Here is a 20,704-nt window from a genome sequence, read left to right as displayed (position 1 = left end):
GAGCAGCGCTTTGAGCAAAGTTCAAACCCCGCGTCTATCGATCAGTCCAACGCTTACAGATAAGGTGATATGCCCGCGTTTTGCCTTGGCAAATGAAGCGAAAACGGTTTATTGAATGCGGGAGGGGTGCACTGGTAATACGGGACAAGCCCTCATTTCTGTTTTTCTCTTTGTAAGTGTCAACGCTATTATTGCAGGTCTAGCAGCTTATCCGGGGTCAGGGTCTTTTTTTCGTCGGTTCGTGCCGCTCATGACTAACGGAAAAATAGAGAAATCCGCAGGCCGGAAGTATCAAGGTGCTACTAGCCGGTACTGTCGGCACATCAATGACATTCTCCCAGGTCCCGATGGCAGTCATGCAGACAGGGCAAGCCAGGTTCTGACATCCGGTTTATCTGCGACAAACTTGTGCTGTAACTGCCGAGTTCTGTATGGAACTTGGCCAGCACGCCAGGAATTCGGCAGGGCCGCGGACATCGTCACTCGGCTCCCGAAAGGATATTAAAATCAGGGATGTTTACGCATGACGTCGTCGCATCAACACGTATCGAACAACTCCAATGTCTCGTATGAACTATCTTCTGTACAGCAGGGTATCTGGCTCGGTCAGATAGCGAATCCGGACATACCGCTGTACAACATTGGCATGAAGCTGGAGATCAAGGGTGATCTCGATATTCCAATGTTCGAGAAGGCTATCAATCTCGTTGTCAGGCATAATGATGCGCTACGACTTGCCTTGTTCCAAGAGGGTGATATAGCCCGGCAGAGAGTGTTGCCATCTGTCGATATCACACTCGAACTCGTCGACTTTTCAGACTACGTTGACAGCGTCGAGCGAGCGCAGGAATACCTTCAACACGCATTTTCCCGACCCTTCAATCCATTGGAAGGCATTCTTTGGGAGGCGCAGCTCGTACGGTGCAGTGCATCCCGTCACTACTGGCTGGGTCGCTACCATCATTTGGTCATGGACGGCTCAGGGGCGACGCTGTTTTGCCATGCAGTCGCGAAGGCCTACAACAATTTACTGGTGGGCATCGACGAGCTCGAGGAAGGCTCTTCCTACAGAGACTTCCTGGTCAAAGACCAGGCCTATCTGAATTCGCCGCGCCTGGAGCGTGACCGGTCGTTTTGGCGCGAACGCTACGCACAAATACCGCCATCCCTGCTGCAGTGGTCCGGCGACCATGCCGTGGGTTCGATGTGCAAGAGCGGTCATATTCGCTCGACGATCAAGCGTGACCTGTTCAATGCTGTGGCCGCGGTTGCCACCGAGCATGGCCTTTCTCCTGTCACGGTATTCTTTGCAGTCGTCAGTGCCTATTTTTCACGCGTCGGTGGTGCAGAAGAAGTCATCATCGGCATGCCCCTGCATAACCGCACGACGGCCCGCCAGAAACAGACGATCGGGATGTTTTCTTCCGTCATCCCGATCGGCGTACGGGTTGACCCTAATCGCTCCCTGCTCGAATTGATGGGCGATGTGGCCGCCGAATTGCGACGCTGCTACCGCCACGAGCACTTCCCGATTGCGGAACTGAATCGCGCCCTGAATATTGGCCATTCCAGGCGCAAGCAGATCTTCGATATCACGCTTTCATTCGAAAAATTTGACGCAGACTTTTTCTTTGGCGGCGCCCCTTCGAAGGCGATCAGGATGTACAGCGGCTTCGATCAGACGCCGCTCTCAATCGCTATCTGTGATTACTATTCGGATGAAGACGTAGTCGTCGACTTCAACTTCAATCTGGCCTGCTTTCGCCCGGACGAAGTTGAGCGGATTCGGGACCGCATTACGCTGCTCCTGGAGTCGGTTGCCGCTCATGAATCGGCGCCGATTGGCCAGCTTGCGCTTATGGGGGAAGCGGAACGCCGGCAAGTGCTTGTCGAGTTCAACGCAACACATCAGGCCTTGCAACAGGATCTATTGGTCCATCAGCTTTTCGAACAGCAAGCGCAGCAGCAGCCCCAAGCGCTTGCACTGGTCTGCGGCGACGAGCGCGTGACCTACGCTGAACTCAACGAACGCAGTAATCAGGTGGCTCATGCCTTGCTGTCACTGGGCATTGCTCTGGACGACCGCGTGGCGATCTGTGTGGAACGCAGTGTTGAGATGGTGGTGGGCTTGCTGGGGATTCTGAAGGCGGGCGGTGCCTACGTGCCGCTGGACCCTGGGTATCCGCCGGAGCGGTTGCGCTACATGCTGGAGGACAGCGCGCCGGTGGCAGTGCTGCTGCAGCGTACGACCCGGGAGTTGCTGGGTGCGTTGGCGATGCCGGTGCTGGATCTGCAAAGCGTGAACCGGGCGGCTGAAACCGAGCATGATCGCGTATTGCCGACGGTCGCGCCACAGCACCTGGCTTATGTGATCTATACCTCGGGTTCGACCGGCCAGCCCAAGGGCGTGATGATCGAACATCGCAATCTCGTGAACCTGGTGGCCTGGCATTGCGAGGCGTTCGGTCTGACCCATCGCAAGCGGGTTTCGAGCGTGGCGGGTGTCGGTTTCGATGCTTGCGTCTGGGAACTATGGCCAGCGCTGTGCGTGGGAGCCAGCCTGTCGCTGTTGCCTGGACAAGCGCTTGGCAATGATGTGGATGCGCTGCTGGGATGGTGGCGTCGGCAAGATCTGGATGTGAGCTTCTTGCCTACGCCGATTGCCGAGATTGCGTTCGCCCAAGGGATCGAGCCGGCGTCGCTGCAAACGTTGCTGATCGGTGGAGACCGGTTGCGTCAGTTTCCCAATCCGGATAGTCGGGTTGCGCTGATCAACAACTATGGTCCGACCGAGACCACGGTTGTGGCCACATCCGGTCTGATCGATGCAACGCAGTCGGTATTGCACATAGGCCGTCCGATAGCCAATACGCAGGTTTACCTGTTGGATGCGCACGGCCAGCCTGTGCCTATGGGGGTCAGCGGCGAGATTTATATCGGCGGCGCGGGGGTTGCCCGGGGTTATCTGAACAGGCCGGAACTGACGGCGGAGCGTTTTCTGGATGACCCGTTCAGTGCCGAACCGGCGGCGCGGATGTACAGGACCGGCGATCTGGGGCGCTGGTTGGCGGACGGCAATATCGAGTACCTGGGGCGCAATGACGATCAGGTCAAGCTCCGCGGAGTTCGTATCGAGCTGGGCGAGATTGAGGCGCAACTGAGGCAGATCGCGGACATCAGAGACGCGGTGGTGATTGCCCAGGAGGATACGCCGGGTGAAAAGCGTCTGACGGCGTACTACACGATGCAGGAAACTGCACAGGCCATGACAGCGCAGACGTTGCGTGCTGCCTTGCAGGCGAGGCTGCCGGAATACATGGTGCCGGCGGCGTATGTGAAAGTGTCCGAATGGCCGCTGACGCCGAACGGCAAGCTGGATCGGCGGGCATTGCCGGCGCCGGGGGACGACGCTTATGCCAGTCGTGACTACGAGGCGCCGGCAGGCGAAGTCGAGCGTGCGCTGGCGGAGATCTGGCAGGAGCTGCTCGGTGTCGATCGGGCGGGGCGCAACGATCACTTCTTCGAGCTGGGTGGGCATTCGCTGCTGGCGATGAGGCTCATCTCCCTGGTCCGGCAGCGTTTGAGCGTGGAATTGGAACTGGCCGCGTTATTCGCGAATCCGCAGCTCGAGGCGCTTGCCTGCGTGGTGGCGCAGGCACAAAACAATACGCTGCCGCAGCTTGTGCCAACGTCACGAGAGGCGCAACTGCCGCTGTCGTTTGCTCAGCAACGGTTGTGGTTTCTGGCGCAGATGGAAGGTGCCAGCGCTGCTTACCACATACCGGCGGGGCTGCGCATCGTCGGCGCGCTGGATGAAGCCGCCTTGCAGCATGCGTTGAACCGGATTGTGGCGCGTCACGAAGTACTGCGCACAACGTTTGTCCAGACCGGGGATCAGGCCGCAGTGCTCTGCATCCATCCCGAGGAAACAGGCTGCCCGTTGCGCAAGTACGATCTCACGACGCATGCCGATAGCTCGAGTGAGTTGGCACGACTGATGGACGAAGAAGCCATTGGGCGCTTCGATCTTCAGCAGGGACCGCTGATTCGAGGGAGTCTGGTTCGGCTGAGCGATGACGAACATGTGTTGCTGTTGACGATGCACCACATCGTATCGGATGGCTGGTCGATGGGCGTGTTGACGCGCGAGTTGGGAGCACTCTACGCGAGCGGTTGCCAAGCTGATGCAGACCCGTTGCCGCAGTTGTCGATCCAGTACGCTGACTATGCGGTGTGGCAACGAGGCTGGTTGAGCGGCGAGGTATTGCACAAGCAAAGCACCTACTGGCAGACCGCTCTGCTCGATGCGCCGGCATTGCTGATGTTGCCCTCTGATCGTGTACGTCCGGCGCAACAGGACTATACGGGCGATGCGGTGCCCGTGGTGCTGGATGCGACGCTGAGCCATGAGCTCAAGGCGCTGAGTCGGCGGCACGGCACGACCCTGTTCATGACATTGCTGGCGGGCTGGGCGACGGTATTGAGTCGTTTGTCCGGGCAGGATGAGGTGGTGATCGGTTCGCCGGTGGCGAACCGGATGAGCGCTGAGGTCGAGGGCCTGATCGGGTTTTTTGTCAACACCCTGGCGTTGCGCGTGAATGTGTCGGACGATCCGGCGGTCGAGGCATTGCTGAGTCGCGTCAAGGCCTGCACGCTGGCGGCCTATGAACACCAGGATCTGCCTTTCGAGCAGGTGGTGGAGTTGCTCAAGCCGGTGCGCAGCTTGTCCCATAGCCCGCTGTTCCAGGCGATGCTGTCGTGGCAGAACACGCCGCCCGCAGAACTGGCGTTGGAGGGGCTGGAGCTAACGCTGCTGGATTCGGTAGCACGCACCACCAAGTACGATGTGTCCCTCGACTTGGCGGAGGTGGAGGGACGGATCGTCGGTTCGCTGGAATATGCGACGGCGCTGTTCGACCGCGAGACGGCCCAACGCTACGTGGCGTATCTGGAACGGGTGCTGCGTGCGATGGTCGAGAACGAGCGCCAGGTTGTGGGCGCGATCGAGCTTTTGGGCGAAACCGAACGTCGGCAAGTGCTTGTCGAGTTCAACGCGACACATCAGGCCTGGCCACAGGATCTATTGGTCCATCAACTTTTCGAACAGCAAGCGCAGCAGCAGCCTCAAGCGCTTGCACTGGTGTGCGGCGACGAGCGAGTGACGTACGCTGAACTCAACGAACGCAGCAATCAGGTGGCTGATATTTTGCTGTCACTGGGCATTGCTCCGGACGACCGCGTGGCGATCTGTGTGGAACGCAGTGTCGAGATGGTGGTGGGCTTGCTGGGGATCCTGAAGGCGGGTGGTGCCTACGTGCCGCTGGACCCTGGGTATCCGCCGGAGCGGTTGCGCTACATGCTGGAGGACAGCGCGCCGGTGGCGGTGCTGGTGCAGCGTACGACCCGGGACTTGCTGGGTGCGCTGGCGATGCCGGTGCTGGATCTGCAAGGCGTGAACTGGGCGGCTGAAACCGAGCATGACCGCGTGTTGCCGACGGTCACGCCACAGCACCTGGCTTATGTGATCTATACCTCGGGTTCGACCGGTCAGCCCAAGGGCGTGATGATCGAGCATCGTGCCATTGTGAACCGCCTGTTGTGGGCACAGGACCAATATCGGCTGAGTCGCGAAGACCGCGTCTTGCAAAAGACACCGTTCGGTTTTGACGTGTCGGTCTGGGAATTTTTTCTACCCTTGCTCGCGGGGGCGCAATTGGTGATCGCGCGTCCGGGAGGCCATCAGGACCCCGAGTATCTGGCCGGGTTGATCGCAGACTCGGGTGTCACGATATTGCATTTCGTACCGTCCATGTTGCAGAGCTTCCTCAATCAGGCTGGCCCGCTGGCCTGTAGCACATTGCGGCAGGTGTTCTGTAGCGGCGAGGCGTTGCCCTATAGTTTGCAAAAGCACTTCGAGCAACGCTTTGCACATGTGCAATTGCACAACCTGTATGGCCCCACTGAAGCCGCTGTCGACGTCACCTACTGGCACTGTGTGCCCGACCTGCATGCGGGGATCGTGCCGATCGGCCGGCCGGTTGCCAATACCCGGATGTATCTGCTGGACCCGCACATGCAACCGGTCCCGGTTGGCGTCTGCGGCGAGATTTATATCGCGGGTGTACAGCTCGCGCGCGGCTATTTGAATCGTGATGCGCTGACCGCAGAGCGGTTCGTGAAAGACCGTTTCAGCAACGACCCGACGGCGCGGATGTACAGGAGCGGCGATTTGGGTCGTTGGCTGGCGGACGGCAATATCGAGTACCTGGGACGCAACGACGATCAGGTCAAGCTCCGCGGCTTCCGTATCGAGCTGGGCGAGATTGAGGCGCAGCTGGCTGGGTGCCCTGGTGTCGGAGAGGCGGTGGTGATTGCCCGGGAAGACACGCCGGGTGACAAACGTCTGATCGCGTATTACACGACGCGGGAAGCGAAAGAGATCATTGCGGTGCAGACGCTACGGGCGGCCTTGCAGGCGAGTCTTCCGGAGTACATGGTGCCGGCCGCGTATGTGAAACTGCCGGGGTGGCCGCTGACACCTAACGGCAAGCTGAATCGCCGGGCGTTGCCTGTGCCGGAGGCCGACGCTTATGTGAGCCGCGGCTACGAAGCGCCGTACGGGACGGTGGAGACGGCGCTTGCCGAAATCTGGCAGGAGCTGCTTGGTGTCGAACGGGTGGGTCGCCACGATCACTTCTTCGAACTGGGTGGGCATTCGCTACTGGCCGTCAGTCTGATGGGCCGGATGCGTCAAGCGGGACTGTCGGCGGATGTGCGGCTGCTGTTTGCCCAGCCAACCCTTTCGGCGTTTGCCGAGGTATTGGGTAACGGTCATGAGGTAGAGGTGCCCGCCAACGGAATCGTGGTCGGGTGCACACGAATTACACCGTCGATGTTGCCGCTCGCGGACCTGAGCGAGGATGCCATCGAGCGGATTGTGCGTGCTGTGCCAGGCGGGACGGCGAACGTCCAGGATATCTATGCACTGGCGCCACTGCAGGAAGGGGTGTTGTTCCACCACCTTGCGTCGGTCGAGGGTGACCCCTATTTGCTAAATACGCGTTTTGCGCTGCCAAGCGAAGACCACCTGAAGGCGTTTGTCCGGGCACTTCAGGGTGTGATTGCCAGGCATGACATCTTGAGAACGGCGGTGCTGTGGGAGGGGCTGGACGAGCCGGCTCAGACAGTCTGGCGCGAAGCGCCATTGGCCGTTGAAGCGTTGGAGCTGAAGGCGGCCGACGGAGACATCGAACAGCAACTCCAGGAGCGCTTCGACCCCAGGCATTACCGGCTGGATTTGACGAAAGCGCCCTTGATGAAGATGGCTTACGCCTACGACGAAGCCAATAGTCGCTGGGTGGCGATTCTGCTGTTTCACCACATGGTGCTGGACCATACGGCGCTGGAAGTGGTGCAACATGAGGTACAGGCGGATCTGCTGGGGCAGGCAGCCGGACTGCCGGATTCGGTACCCTATCGCAACCATGTGGCGCAGGCGCGACTGGGCGTAAGCCAAGCGGCGCATGAAGCGTTCTTCCAGGAAATGCTCGGTCAGGTGACGGAGCCGACGCTGCCATTCGGTTTGCACGATGTGCAGGGTGACGGTCGGGACATCAAGCAAGCCAGGCAGGCAGTGGCCGCAGAGCTGGCGGGCAGGATCCGCCGGCAAGCCAGGAGTCTGGGCGTAAGTGCTGCCAGCCTGCATCATCTGGCCTGGGCGCAGGTGCTGGGGCGCACGTCGGGCCAGGAAGACGTGGTGTTCGGTACGGTGTTGCTGGGACGAATGCAGGGTGGCGACGGTGCCGACCGCTCGTTGGGGATGTTCATCAACACCTTGCCGTTGTGCTTGAACGTCGGTGAGCAAGGCGTGCGTGAGGGGGTGAAGGCCACGCATGCCCGCCTGACCGCGCTGCTCGGTCACGAACATGCGTCGTTGGCGCTGGCGCAACGCTGCAGCGCCATTGCTCCACCGTTGCCGCTGTTCAGCGCGCTGCTGAATTACCGCCACAGCGCCGAGCCGCAAGTCTCGGACCAGGGAGACCGCGCTTGGGGCGGAATCGAGGTCCTGGGCTGGAATGAGCGAACCAACTATCCGCTGACACTGGCTGTGGACGATCTGGGCGAGGGCTTTGCACTGACCGTTCAAGCCACGGCGGGGATCGATCCGCAGCGGGTATGTGCTTACATGGAGACGGCGCTGGAGAGTCTGGTCGACGCGCTGGAACACTCACCTGAGTCGTTGCTGCGCAGTCTGGAGATGCTGCCGCGATCCGAGCGTCAGTTGCTGCAGGAGTGGAATGCGACGGCCGTGGATTATCCGCAAGGCACCTGCGTCCATCAGTTATTCGAAGCGCAAGTAGAAAAAACGCCAGAAGCGATTGCGCTGGTATTTGAGGCGCGCACATTCACTTATGCGCAACTGAATGCGCGCGCCAACCAGTTGGCGCATCATCTGATCGGCCTGGGCATCGGGCCGGATGACCGGGTGGCGATCTGCGTGGAGCGTAGCCCGGACATGGTGGTGGGCTTGCTGGGCATCCTGAAGGCGGGTGCTGCCTACGTGCCGCTGGACCCGGCGTATCCGGAGCAGCGGTTGCGCTACATGCTGGAAGACAGCGCGCCGGCGGCGGTGCTGGTGCAGGGTGCGACCCGGGCGTTGCCGGGAGAGTTGGCCGTGCCGCTGCTGGACCTGGAAGGCGGGTGCTGGGAAGCTGAGGCTGACCATGATCCAGTGGCGCGAGCCGTCAAGCCGGATCATCTGGCCTATGTGATCTACACCTCAGGCTCGAGCGGCCAACCCAAGGGCGTGTTGATCGAGCAAAGGGGCTTTCTAAACCTGATGCACTGGTATCTGGCCGAGCTGAAACTGGCGTCCGATGATGCCGTACTGCTTGTTTCCTCCTATAGCTTCGATTTGACGCAAAAAAATATTCTCGGTCCGTTATTGGTCGGTGGAACACTGCACCTGGCCAGAGAGGCTTTCATTCCCGAGGTGCTGCTGGAGCAGATTCAACGCGAGCGTATTACCCATATCAATCTCTCACCCAGTGCGTTCAACACGCTCATCGATGCAAACGATTCAAGGCAACTTGACAGCATCCGCCGGGTGGTACTGGGCGGAGAGCCTATTCAAGTCGCCAGGCTGGAAATGCTTCCCGAGCCGAGGCCCGAATTCATTAACAGTTACGGGCCCACGGAGTGTAGCGACGTGGTGGCCTGGCATAGACTGGTTGACGATATCGACTGTTATCGGTCTTCGGTATTTCCAATCGGCCGTCCGATCGCGAACACACGGATTTACCTGCTGGATACACACGGCCAGCCGGTGCCCATCGGGGTCAGCGGCGAGATCCATATAGGCGGCGCGGGGGTTGCCCGTGGCTATCTGAATCTGCCGGAACTGACGGCGGAGCGTTTCCTGGACGACCCGTTCAGTGCCGAGCCGGCGGCGCGGATGTACAAGAGCGGCGATCTGGGACGCTGGCTGGCGGACGGCAATATCGAGTACCTGGGGCGCAATGACGATCAGGTCAAGCTTCGGGGCTTCCGTATCGAGCTGGGCGAGATCGAGTCGCGACTGTCTGAGTGTCCCGGGGTCAGGGAAGCGGTGGTGCTGGTGCGCGAGCCCTGTCCCGGCGACAAACGTCTTGTGGCGTACCTGACGGCGCAGGAAGGTGTCGAGTTGTCGGCGGCGCAGTTGCGCGAGCAACTGTCGCAAGGGTTGGCGGAGTACATGATTCCGAGTGCCTTCGTAACGCTGGCGCGTTTCCCGCTAACGCCAAACGGCAAGCTGGACCGACGGGTATTGCCGGCGCCGGAGGACGACGCTTATGCCAGTCGTGATTACGAGGCGCCGGCAGGTGACGTCGAGCATGCGCTGGCAGAGATCTGGCAGGTATTGCTGGGGCTGGAGCGTGTCGGTCGCCACGATCACTTCTTCGAACTGGGCGGGCATTCGTTACTGGCGGTACAACTGGTGTCGCGTCTGCGTCAGCGCTTCGAAGTCGAAGTGGCGCTGCGGGATGTGTTTGCCGAGCCGACGCTGCAAGGTCTGGCACGTCAGGTGGCGAACGCCTGGCTATCGGCGCAGACGCCGTTGACGCTGGTGGATCGCAATCTGCCATTGCCGCTGTCGTGGGCGCAACAACGCTTGTGGTTCCTCGATCAACTGGATCGGGCGGCGGGGGCTGCTTATCACATTCCGGCGGGACTGCGCTTGCGCGGCCGATTGGACAGAGACGCCTTGCAGGCCACGCTGGACCGGATCGTGGCGCGCCACGAAACCCTGCGCACCCACTTTGCCTTGCACGAGGGGCAGGCGATCCAGGTGATCGCGCCGGCGACCCAAGGGTTCGCCCTGATCACTCATGACCTGCGCCCGCTGGACAGCGCGGCGCAACATGAGACGCAACACGAGGCCGTAGAGCGGCTCGCTCGCGAGGAGGCGCTTGCGCCATTCGACTTGTCGAGGGGGCCGCTGATTCGCGGACGACTTGTGCAACTGTCGGAGACAGAGCACATCCTGCTGGTGACGCAGCACCATATCGTTTCGGACGGTTGGTCGACGGGCGTTCTGCTGCACGAAATCGGTACGTTGTACCGCGCCTTCAGCCAGGGGCTGGCCGATCCTCTGCCGGCACTGGCCTTCCAGTATGTCGACTACGCGGCGTGGCAGCGGCAATGGTTGCAGGGCGAAACGCTGCAAACGCAGGTCGACTTTTGGCGGCAACACCTGAGCGGCGCACCGGCCTTGCTGGAGCTGCCAACCGACCACCGCCGCCCACCGTTGCGCAGTTACGCCGGCGGACGGGTGAGCCTGGCCCTGAGCCCGGCATTGACGGCAGGGTTGCGACAATTGGGCCAGCGTCACGGTGCGACGCTGTTCATGACCTTGCTGGCGGGCTGGTCGAGTCTGTTGAGCCGCTTCAGCGGGCAGGACGATGTGGTGATCGGCACGCCGGTGGCGAATCGTCCGCGCAGCGAACTGGAGTCGCTGATCGGCTTCTTCGTCAACACACTGGCGCTGCGCATCCGGCCGGAAGGGGGCCTGAGCGTGGCGGCGTTGCTGGAGCAGGTCAAGGCGGTCATGCTGGCGGCGCATGCGCATCAGGACCTGCCGTTCGAGCAGGTGGTGGAGGCGCTGCAACCCCCGCGCAGCCTGGGTCATAGCCCGATCTTCCAGGTCATGCTGGCGCTGAACAACACCCCGGGCGGCGGCGAATTCAGCCTGCCGGAGCTGAGCCTGGAGCCGCTGCAAGCGCCGCACACGACGGCCCAGTTCGACCTGTCGCTTGCGCTGGTCGAGGCGGATGGCGGGTTGATCGGCTCTCTGGAATACGCGAGCGATCTGTTCGAGCGTGCGACGATCGAACGGATGGCGGGGCACCTGCAGGTACTTCTGGAAGGCATGGTGGCGGATGACCAGCAAGCGGTCGCAGAACTGCCGCTGCTGTCCTGCGAGCAACGTCGGCAGGTGTTGGAGTCGTTCAACGATACGGCAGCGGCCTACCCGGCGGACAAGTTGCTCCATCAACTGTTCGAGGAACAGGCGGCACAACAGCCCGATGCCCTGGCGGTGGTCGATGAAACCGCAAGCCTGACCTATAGCGAACTCAACGCGCGGGCGAATCGACTGGCACATTACCTGATCGGCCTGGGTATCCAGCCGGATGATCGGGTCGCGATCTGTGCGCAGCGCAGCCTGGAAATGGTGGTGGGCTTGCTCGGTATTCTGAAGGCGGGTGGTGCCTATGTGCCGCTGGATCCTGGGTATCCGTCCGAGCGATTGCACTACATGCTGGAAGACAGCGCGCCGGTAGCAGTGCTGGTGCAAGCGGCGCTGCAGGAATGCCTGCCGGCGGTGAATGTGCCGCAGGTCGTGTTGGACAGCGTGGACCTGTCTTCAGGGACCGGTGGGCTGCCGTGTGGCAATCCGGATCTTGATGCCTTGGGGCTGACGTCGAGAATGCCGGCTTATGTGATGTATACATCCGGCTCCTCGGGAGTGCCGAAGGGCGTGCTGATTGAGCACCGCAGTGTGCTGCGTCTGGTTATCAATAATCCTTATGCCAGGATCACCACAGAGGATTGTGTTGCGCATGGCGCCAATACGGCCTTCGACGCTTCGACCTGGGAAATCTGGAGTGCGCTGCTCAATGGGGCGAAACTGTTGGTTGTGTCTCAGGCGACGCTGCTCAATGCCGCGCGCTTGAACCATGTGTTGATTGAAGGTGGCGTAACCGCTTTATGGTTGACTGCTGGATTGTTCAATGAATATGTCGATGTACTCGCCGCTGCCTTCTCAAGGCTGCGATATCTCCTGGTCGGTGGGGATGTGCTCGATCCAGTGAGCGTTGCGAAGGTTTTGTCCCGCGCCCATCGCCCGAGGCATCTGATCAATGGCTATGGACCAACGGAAACAACGACCTTTGCCAGCACCTATGAGATCCATGCGCTGTCCGACAATTCGCGCTCGATTCCTATTGGCCGCCCTATCGGCAACACACGCATTTACCTATTGGATGCACACGGCCAGCCGGTGCCCATCGGGGTCAGCGGCGAGATCCATATCGGCGGCGCGGGGGTTGCCCGTGGCTATCTGAATCTGCCGGAACTGACGGCGGAGCGTTTCCTGGACGACCCGTTCAGTGCCGAGCCTGCGGCGCGGATGTACAAGAGCGGCGATCTGGGACGCTGGCTGGCGGACGGCAATATCGAGTACCTGGGGCGCAATGACGATCAGGTCAAGCTTCGGGGCTTCCGTATCGAGCTGGGTGAGATCGAGTCGCGACTGTCTGAGTGTCCCGGGGTCAGGGAAGCGGTGGTGCTGGTGCGCGAGCACCGTCCCGGCGACAAACGCCTGGTGGCGTACCTGACGGCGCAGGAAGGTGTCGAGTTGTTGGCGGCGCAGTTGCGCGAGCAACTGTCGCAAGGGCTGGCGGAGTACATGATTCCGAGTGCCTTCGTAACGCTGGCGCGTTTCCCGCTAACGCCAAACGGCAAGCTGGATCGACGGGCATTGCCGGCGCCGGAGGACGACGCTTATGCCAGTCGTGATTACGAGGCGCCGGCAGGTGACGTCGAGCATGCGCTGGCAGAGATCTGGCAGGTATTGCTGGGGCTGGAGCGTGTCGGTCGCCACGATCACTTCTTCGAACTGGGCGGGCATTCGTTACTGGCGGTACAACTGGTGTCGCGTCTGCGTCAGCGCTTCGAAGTCGAAGTGGCGCTGCGGGATGTGTTTGCCGAGCCGACGCTGCAAGGTCTGGCACGCCAGGTGGCGAACGCCCGGCTCTCGGCGCAGACGCCGTTGACGTTGTTGACGCCGGTGGATCGCAATCTGCCATTGCCGCTGTCGTGGGCGCAACAACGCTTGTGGTTCCTCGATCAACTGGACCGGGCGGCGGGGGCTGCTTATCACATTCCGGCGGGACTACGCTTGCGCGGCCGATTGGACAGCGACGCCTTGCAGGCCACGCTGGACCGGATCGTGGCGCGCCACGAAACCCTGCGCACCCATTTTGCCTTGCACGAGGGTCAGGCGATCCAGGTGATCGCGCCGGCGACCCAAGGGTTCGCCCTGGTCACTCATGACCTGCGCGCTCTGGACAGCGCGGCGCAACACGAGGCCGTAGAGCGGCTCGCTGGCGAGGAGGCGCTGGCGCCGTTCGACTTGTCGAGCGGTCCGCTGATTCGAGGACGGCTTGTGCAACTGTCGGAGACGGAGCACATCCTGCTGGTGACGCAGCACCATATCGTTTCTGACGGTTGGTCGACGGGCGTTCTGCTGCACGAAATCGGTACGTTGTACCGCGCCTTCAGCCAGGGGCTGGCTGATCCTCTGCCGGCACTGGCCTTCCAGTATGTCGACTACGCCGCGTGGCAGCGGCAGTGGTTGCAGGGCGAAACCCTGCAAACGCAGGTCGACTTCTGGCGGCAGCACCTGAGTGGTGCACCGGCCTTGCTGGAGCTGCCAACCGACCACCGCCGCCCACCGTTGCGCAGTTATGCCGGCGGACGGGTGAGCCTGGCCCTGAGCCCGGCATTGACGACAGGGTTGCGGCAGTTGGGTCAGCGTCACGGTGCGACGCTGTTCATGACCTTGCTGGCGGGCTGGTCGAGTCTGTTGAGCCGCTTCAGCGGGCAGGACGATGTGGTGATCGGCACGCCGGTGGCAAATCGTCCGCGCAGCGAACTGGAGTCGCTGATCGGCTTCTTCGTCAACACACTGGCGCTGCGCATCCGGCCGGAAGGACGCCTGAGCGTGGCGGCGTTGCTGGAGCAGGTCAAGACGGTCATGCTGGCGGCGCACGCGCATCAGGACCTGCCGTTCGAGCAGGTGGTGGAGGCGCTGCAGCCCCCGCGCAGCCTGGGTCATAGCCCGATCTTCCAGGTCATGCTGGCGCTGAACAATACCCCGGGCGGCGGCGAATTCAGCCTGCCGGAGCTGAGCCTGGAGCCGCTGCAAGCGCCGCACACGACGGCCCAGTTCGACCTGTCGCTTGCGCTGGTCGAGGCGGATGGCGGATTGATCGGCTCTCTGGAATACGCGAGTGATTTGTTCGAGCGTGCGACGATCGAGCGGATGGCGGGGCACTTGCAAGTGCTTCTGGAAGGCATGGTGGCGGATGACCAGCAAGCGGTCGGAGAACTGCCGCTGCTGTCCTGCGAGCAACGTCGGCAGGTACTGGAGTCGTTCAACGATACGGCAGCGGCCTACCCGGCGGACAAGTTGATCCATCAACTGTTCGAGGAGCAGGCGGCGCAACAACCCGATGCCCTGGCGGTGGTCGATGACGCCGGAAGCCTGACCTATGGCGAACTCAACACGCGGGCGAATCGACTGGCACATTATCTGATCGGCCTGGGTATCCAGCCGGATGATCGGGTTGCGATCTGTGCGCAACGCAGCCTGGAAATGGTGGTGGGCTTGCTGGGGATTTTTAAGGCGGGTGGTGCGTATGTGCCGCTTGATCCTGCGTATCCGGAGCAGCGGTTGCGCTACATGCTGGAGGACAGCACGCCGGTGGCGGTGCTGGTGCAGGCCGAGACCCGGGCGTTGCTGGGCGAGTTGGCGGTGCCGACGCTCGATCTGCAAGATGCCGACTGGGAGGTTGAAGCTGAACACAATCCTGTAGTGCCGGCCATCACGCCGCAGCACCTGGCCTATGTGATTTATACCTCGGGCTCCTCCGGTAAACCCAAAGGGGTGGGCGGTCCACATCAGGCCATGGTTAACCGTCTTTACTGGATGCATAGCACTTTCGGTGGTCAGCGACTCGAAAAGCATGCACAAAAAACGTCGATCAGTTTTCTCGATTCGGTGACTGAAACGCTGATGCCCTTACTGTTTGGCGCGCAGCTGCATATCGTGTCGCCGCTGGCCTCCAGGGATCCGATACAGCTGTGGCAGGCGGTTACAGAGCATCAGTTGACCCGTCTGGTTCTTGTCCCTTCACTGCTGGAAGAACTGTCGAGGATAGAGAACCGACAAATTTCGCCAGAAAAGCGGCTGATCGTTTGCAGTGGCGAGGTGTTTTCGTCCTCCCTGCTTGCTCGCACTCGTGCTTGGTTACCTTCGGCCACGATACTGAATTTCTACGGTTCGTCGGAAGCGGCGGGTGACTCTACTTTTTACCTGTGCGACAGCGCTGTTCAAGCGGGTCATTCACTTCCAATCGGCCGTCCGATCGCGAATACACGGATTTACCTGCTGGATGCAAACGGCCAGCCGGTACCGATTGGGGTCATTGGCGAGATCCATATCGGCGGCGCGGGGGTTGCCCGTGGCTATCTGAATATGCCGGAACTGACGGCGGAGCGTTTCCTTGACGACCCGTTCAGTGCCGAGCCGGCGGCGCGCATGTACAGGAGCGGCGATCTGGGGCGCTGGTTGGCGGACGGCAATATCGAGTACCTGGGGCGTAACGACGATCAGGTCAAGCTACGCGGTTTTCGTATCGAACTGGGCGAGATCGAGTCGAAACTGTCTGAGTGCCCTGGAGTCAGGGAGGCGGTGGTGCTGGTGCGCGAGCACCGTCCCGGAGACAAACGCCTGGTGGCGTACCTGAAGGCGCAGGAAGGTGCCGTATTGTCGGCGGCGCAGTTGCGCGAGCAACTGTCGCAAGGGCTGGCGGAGTACATGATTCCGAGTGCCTTCGTAACGCTGGCGCGTTTCCCGCAAACGCCGAGCGGCAAGCTGGACCGACGGGCATTGCCAGCGCCGGAGGACGACGCTTATGCCAGTCGCGTCTATGAGGCGCCGGCAGGTGACGTCGAGCATGCGCTGGCAGATATCTGGCAGGTATTGCTGGGGCTGGAGCGTGTCGGTCGCCATGACCACTTCTTCGAACTGGGCGGGCATTCGTTACTGGCGGTACAACTGGTGTCGCGTCTGCGTCAGCGCTTCGAAGTCGAGGTGGCACTGCGGGATGTGTTTGCCGAGCCGACGCTGCAAGGTCTGGCACGTCAGGTGGCGAACGCCCGGCTCTCGGCGCAGACGCCGTTGACGCTGGTGGATCGCGATCTACCTTTGCCGCTGTCGTGGGCGCAGCAACGCTTGTGGTTCCTCGATCAACTGGACCGGGCGGCGGGGGCTGCTTATCACATTCCGGCGGGACTACGGTTGCGCGGCCGATTGAACTGCGAGGCCTTGCAGGCCACGCTTGACCGGATCGTGGCGCGCCACGAAACCCTGCGCACCCATTTTGCCTTGCACGAGGGCCAGGCGATCCAGGTGATCGCGCCGGCGACTCAAGGGTTCGCCCTGGTCACTCATGACCTGCGCGCTCTGGACAGCGCGGCGCAACACGAGGCCGTAGAGCGGCTCGCTGGCGAGGAGGCGCTGGCGCCGTTTGACCTGTCGAGCGGTCCGCTGATTCGCGGACGACTTGTGCAACTGTCGGAGACGGAGCACATCCTGCTTGTGACGCAGCACCATATCGTTTCGGACGGTTGGTCGACGGGCGTTCTGCTGCACGAAATCGGTACGTTGTACCGCGCCTTCAGCCAGGGGCTGGCCGACCCTCTGCCGGCACTGGCCTTCCAGTATGTCGACTACGCCGCGTGGCAGCGGCAGTGGTTGCAGGGCGAAACCCTGCAAATGCAGGTCGACTTCTGGCGGCAACACCTGAGCGGCGCACCGGCCTTGCTGGAGCTGCCAACCGACCACCGCCGCCCACCGTTGCGCAGTTACGCCGGCGGACGGGTGAGCCTGGCCCTGAGCCCGGCATTGACGGCAGGGTTGCGACAATTGGGCCAGCGTCACGGTGCGACGCTGTTCATGACCTTGCTGGCGGGCTGGTCGAGTCTGTTGAGCCGCTTCAGCGGACAGGACGATGTGGTGATCGGCACGCCGGTGGCAAATCGTCCGCGCAGCGAACTGGAGTCGCTGATCGGCTTCTTCGTCAACACACTGGCGCTGCGCATCCGGCCGGAAGTGGGCCTGAGCGTGGCGGCGTTGCTGGAGCAGGTCAAGGCGGTCATGCTGGCGGCGCACGCGCATCAGGACCTGCCGTTCGAGCAGGTAGTGGAGGCGCTGCAGCCACCGCGCAGCCTGGGCCATAGCCCGATCTTCCAGGTCATGCTGGCGCTGAACAATACCCCAGGCGGCGGCGAATTCAGCCTGCCGGAGCTGAGCCTGGAGCCGCTGCAAGCACCGCACACGACGGCCCAGTTCGACCTGTCGCTTGCGCTGGTCGAGGCGGATGGCGGGTTGGTCGGCTCTCTGGAATACGCGAGTGATCTGTTCGAGCGTGCGACGATCGAACGGATGGCGGGGCACCTGCAGGTGCTTCTGGAAGCCATGGTGGCGGATGACCAGCAATCGGTCGCAGAACTGCCGCTGCTGTCCTGCGAGCAACGTCGGCAGGTATTGGAATCGTTTAACGATACGGCAGCGGCTTACCCGGCGGACAAGTTGCTCCATCAACTGTTCGAGGAACAGGCGGCACAACAACCCGATGCCCTGGCGGTGGTCGATGACGCCGGAAGCCTGACCTATGGCGAACTCAACGCCCGGGCGAATCGACTGGCACATTACCTGATCGGCCTGGGTATCCAGCCGGACGATCGGGTTGCGATCTGTGCGCAGCGCAGCCTGGAAATGGTGGTGGGCTTGCTGGGTATTTTGAAGGCGGGCGGTGCGTATGTGCCGCTGGATCCTGGGTATCCGTCCGAGCGATTGCGCTACATGCTGGAAGACAGCGCGCCGGTGGCGGTGCTGGTGCAGGGCGAGACCCGGACGTTACTGGGCGAGTTGGCGGTACCGACGCTCGATCTGCAAGCTGGCGACTGGGAGGTTGAGGCTGAACATAATCCAGCAGTGCCGGCCATCACGCCGCAGCACCTGGCCTATGTGATTTATACCTCGGGTTCCACTGGTAAACCCAAAGGCGTGGCCAACCAGCATGACGGCGTCGTCAACCGGTTGTGGTGGGCAAAGAGCGAATACCGGATTGGAGCCGACGATCGTGTCTTGCAGAAGACGCCCTTCGGTTTCGATGTATCGGTCTGGGAGATCTTCCTGCCTCTGCTGGCCGGGGCACAACTGGTCATGGCCCGCCCCGGCGGGCATCAAGACCCTCACTACCTGATGGAGGTGATCGAGCGCCGAAGCATCAGCATGCTGCACTTTGTTCCTTCCATGCTGCAGGCCTTCGTCAATCAGACGCCAGCAGGCCGGTGTTCGACGCTCAAGCGAGTACTTTGCAGTGGTGAAGCGCTGCCGCATGCTTTGCTATTGCAAGGCCAGGCACATTTCCCGAAAAGCGAGTTGCACAATCTGTACGGACCCACCGAAGCAGCCATCGACGTCACGGCATGGCATTACGTGGCAGAGCAGGATATCGGTATCGTTCCGATCGGCCGCCCGATAGCGAATACACAGATTTACCTGTTGGATGCGCACGGCCAGCCGGTACCGATCGGGGTCAGCGGCGAGATCCATATCGGCGGTATCGGGGTTGCCCGTGGTTATCTGAATCGTCCGGAATTGACGGCGGAGCGTTTCCTGGAAGATCCGTTCAGTACCGAGCCGGCGGCGCGGATGTACAGGAGCGGCGATCTGGGGCGCTGGCTGGCAGACGGCAATATCGAGTACCTGGGGCGTAATGACGATCAGGTCAAGCTCCGGGGCTACCGTATCGAACTGGGCGAGATCGAGTCGCAGCTTGCGGGTTGCCCCGGGGTCAGGGAGGCGGTAGTGCTGGCGCGCGAGCACCGTCCCGGAGACAAACGCCTGGTGGCGTATTTGACGGCGCAGGAAGGCGCCGTATTGTCGGCGACGCAGTTGCGCGAGCAACTGTCGCAAGGGCTGGCGGAGTACATGATTCCGAGCGCCTTTGTAACGCTGACGCGTTTCCCGCTGACGCCGAACGGCAAGCTGGATCGACGGGCATTGCCGGCGCCGGAAGACGACGCTTATGCCAGTCGTGGTTACGAGGCGCCGGTAGGTGAAATCGAGCATGCGCTGGCGGAGATCTGGCAGGCATTGCTGGGGCTGGAGCGGGTGGGTCGCCATGACCACTTCTTTGAATTGGGCGGGCATTCGCTGCTGGCGGTGCAACTGGTTTCGTGCCTGCGTCAGCGCTTCAAGGTCGAAGTGGCACTAGGCGATCTGTTCATGCACCCGACAATCTGTGAACTTGCCGCGTCTTGCCATAGCGGTCTGAGCATGGCTCTGCATCCGAATCTGACCACCATTCGCAAAGAGGGGGCTCAACATCCTTTGTTCCTCATTCATGAAGGCTCAGGGGATATCGGCTATGCCCAACAGTTGGCAAAGCAAATTCCCTCTGACATTCCGGTGTATGGATTTTCGGCGAGCGGACTGCAAAGTGGGGAGGAACACCTCACCACTATCGAGGCAATGGCCTCACGCTACATTGAGGGGATCCGCCATATACAGCCACAGGGGCCGTATCGCGTCGCTGGCTGGTCTGCCGGGGGAACGATCGCCTATGAAATTGCCCATCAACTGATAGGGGCCGGTGCTACGGTAGAATTCCTCGGGCTTATCGACACCACCAGCGACTATCGGCATTTGTTTGATGCGCAGGAGGGCGGGTACGCTCATCTCGATGAAAGGCCGGATTTCGACGAGATCGAAGCCTTATTGAGACTTCTGCCGCCTGATGTACGTCAGGGGCCTGTCAGACACTTGGCTGCTGCTCGGGATTTCGAGGCCTTGTTGGCTTATACGCAAGTTCAAGGTCTGCTTCCTGAAGGTATAGAGAGTGATCTTGCAAAAAGATACCTGGCACTGATCCGCAGTATCGGTCTGGCGCTCTACCGTTACATGCCGCCCGCGCTACCGGTGCGTGTCACTTTATTCTCAGCAATGGGAGAAAACCGTAGTGATATCAGCATTGGTTGGGAGGCGCTGATGCCCAAGGAGCAACTGCAAGTCATCTCCATCATGGGAACTCATCACTCCATTGTGAAAGAGCCCGACATTCGTGAGCTGGGGCGGGCGATCCTTGAGGCAGTCACCAATAAGGGGAGGGCCAGCCAAACCAGATTGCCTTTGGAAACCGTGTAGTTTCGTTTGACCTTCCCTTTGCCATCATCCGTCGTCCTGGTCTTTGCCGTCTGGGATGATGGCCGAGAGGAAGGTCAAGCAAGGCAAAAACAGGCGAGGCGCGGCCGGAGTCGCATTCGACCGGATTTAACCGAGTCAAACCTCACATTTTTGCCGAAACAAAAA

At 61.2% G+C, this 20,704-nt stretch carries 1 protein-coding gene; it reads left to right on the top strand.

Annotated elements, in window-relative coordinates:
* Window positions 1-523 precede the first annotated feature (523 nt).
* The gene (locus tag V476_RS03840; RefSeq protein WP_024960041.1) at window positions 524-20,539 is read left to right on the top strand and encodes a non-ribosomal peptide synthetase; all 20,016 of its coding nucleotides are present in this window, start codon (window positions 524-526) and stop codon (window positions 20,537-20,539) included.
* The last annotated feature ends 165 nt before the right edge of the window (window positions 20,540-20,704 follow it).

This window comes from Pseudomonas syringae KCTC 12500, from assembly GCF_000507185.2.
Taxonomy (GTDB): Bacteria; Pseudomonadota; Gammaproteobacteria; order Pseudomonadales; family Pseudomonadaceae; genus Aquipseudomonas; species Aquipseudomonas syringae.
The sequence above is the reverse complement of the archived record's forward strand: the minus strand, read 5'-3'. Positions and strand labels throughout refer to the sequence as shown.

Excerpts from the sequence above, each read along its gene's own strand:
- V476_RS03840 (WP_024960041.1), top strand. The coding sequence starts at position 524 with ATGACGTCGTCGCATCAACACGTATCGAACAACTCCAATGTCTCGTAT.